Origin of the sequence: uncultured Campylobacter sp., from assembly GCF_938045535.1 — a bacterium.
Classification (GTDB): domain Bacteria; phylum Campylobacterota; class Campylobacteria; order Campylobacterales; family Campylobacteraceae; genus Campylobacter_B.
The window spans coordinates 1-1,583 of record NZ_CALIMQ010000179.1 but is presented as its reverse complement, the minus strand read 5'-3'; the positions used below and the strand labels follow the sequence as shown (position 1 = coordinate 1,583).

The window sequence follows — 1,583 nt, the reverse complement described above, 5'->3', positions numbered from 1 at the left end:
ATCAAAAATAAAATAGATTTTAGTGGATATTTTTTTAAATAAAATACCGAAAAATTAACTCCAGTTTCTCCATCGTAAATTGTCTTGTCAAAATCATACACAACTAATTTTTTTTTCATAAATCAGCTCCTCTTTATAAATTTTTATAATACTCTAGTGTTTTTCCATACAAATAATATTTCACATTTTTTAATTCATTTAAATTTTTAAGCCGCCCGTGGGCCTGCTTAAATTTACGGCTTAAATTTAAAGGTCTAAATTTAGACTATATCATCCGCACGGCAACACTAAAAGCGCGTCAAAATACGTGGGTTTAAAATTTAAACACATTCCGCCGCAGCAGATGCTGCGTAAGCGGTGCGTAAAATTTAGCGAACCGCCAAATTACGACGACATTCGCGCCAAAATAAAAGGATATGTTCCGCGCCGCCGTTAAAATTTCAGATGAGCCGTTAATTCGTTAAAATTTTGAAATCTAAGCTCTCTCGTTTGCAGGTTAAAATTTCGAGTGAGCTTCTAATTCGTAGCGTTCGCGTCGAACTGCAAAAATTTCCTGATCTCCTCCATCGCCTCTTTGTTTGAAAGGGTAAATTTTATCTCGATGCGGCGGCTAGCGTCCTTGTCCTCGACGCCTCTGCGCATCACGGGCTGCGTGTAGCTGCGACCGCTGGCTATGAGATATTTTTGCAGTCGCTCATCTTTATTCCACGAATTGATGAAATCCATCACGGCAAACGCCCTATTTTGCGAGAGCTCGAGGTTATACAAATACCCGCCGTCGCTGTCCGTGTGCCCCTCGATGATGATCTGATCTAAATTTTCGCGAATTTCGTCGTTATTCAAAAGCGCGGCGAAATAGCTCTGTAGCGTCGAGCGGAGCGTCTCTTTGGCGTCCTCTTTTAGCTCGCTTGAGCCTTTGTCAAAAAGGATCGACGAGCTTAGCGTCATCGCGCCGCTTTCGTTGTCGATACGGATCTTGCCGCCCAGCTTCTCCTTCAGATCGGCGATGATCTTGACCTTCATTCCGGTTAGGTTGCGGATGCGGTTTTTCGTGACGTTGAGGTCTTGCAAAATTTTATTAAAATCGCTCTGCTTCTGCGTGAGCTGATCGAGCAAAAAGGCGATTTTAAGCTCGTTTTGGCTGATCGTAGCGTTGGCGTCGTCGCGCGCTTTTTGCAGAAGCGAGTTTATGTCTAAATTCTCTTTTTTCAGCTTCTCCGCCATCTCAGTCAGATCTTCGATCTGTATGAAATAGATGGAATTTTGCTTGCGAAGATCGGTATTTTCGATATTTAGCTTTTCGAGTTGGTCGCTAAAAATTTTATTCAGCGCCTCAAGCTCGGCGCTTTTTTTCTCCTGGCTTTGCAGGCTTGCTAGCGCGCTTGAAATTTGACTTTCTTTCTCCTGCAGGTTGCTTTGCGTGAGAAAGTATTTGACGATGATGCCGCCTACTAAAAGCACGAAAACAAAAAGTAGTCCCGCCATCAAATCGGCGTACGCGATCCAGAAGGTCTCTTTTTCTTCGTTATTCGTTTTCATCTAAAAGTGCTTTTTCGTCGATGCTCGCAAGCGTTTTGCGAAGC

At 42.9% G+C, this 1,583-nt stretch carries 1 protein-coding gene; it reads right to left on the bottom strand.

From position 1 onward, the window contains the following. Positions 1-516 precede the first annotated feature (516 nt). Positions 517-1,539 carry an OmpA family protein gene (locus Q0095_RS05635; RefSeq protein WP_297882161.1) on the bottom strand — a complete coding sequence of 341 codons (1,023 nt, stop codon included), beginning with the start codon at positions 1,537-1,539 and terminating at the stop codon, positions 517-519. Between the last annotated feature and the right edge of the window lie 44 nt (positions 1,540-1,583).

Bases quoted from the DNA above. Each gene is read 5' to 3' on its own strand.
- Q0095_RS05635 (WP_297882161.1), bottom strand. From the start codon at position 1,539: ATGAAAACGAATAACGAAGAAAAAGAGACCTTCTGGATCGCGTACGCC.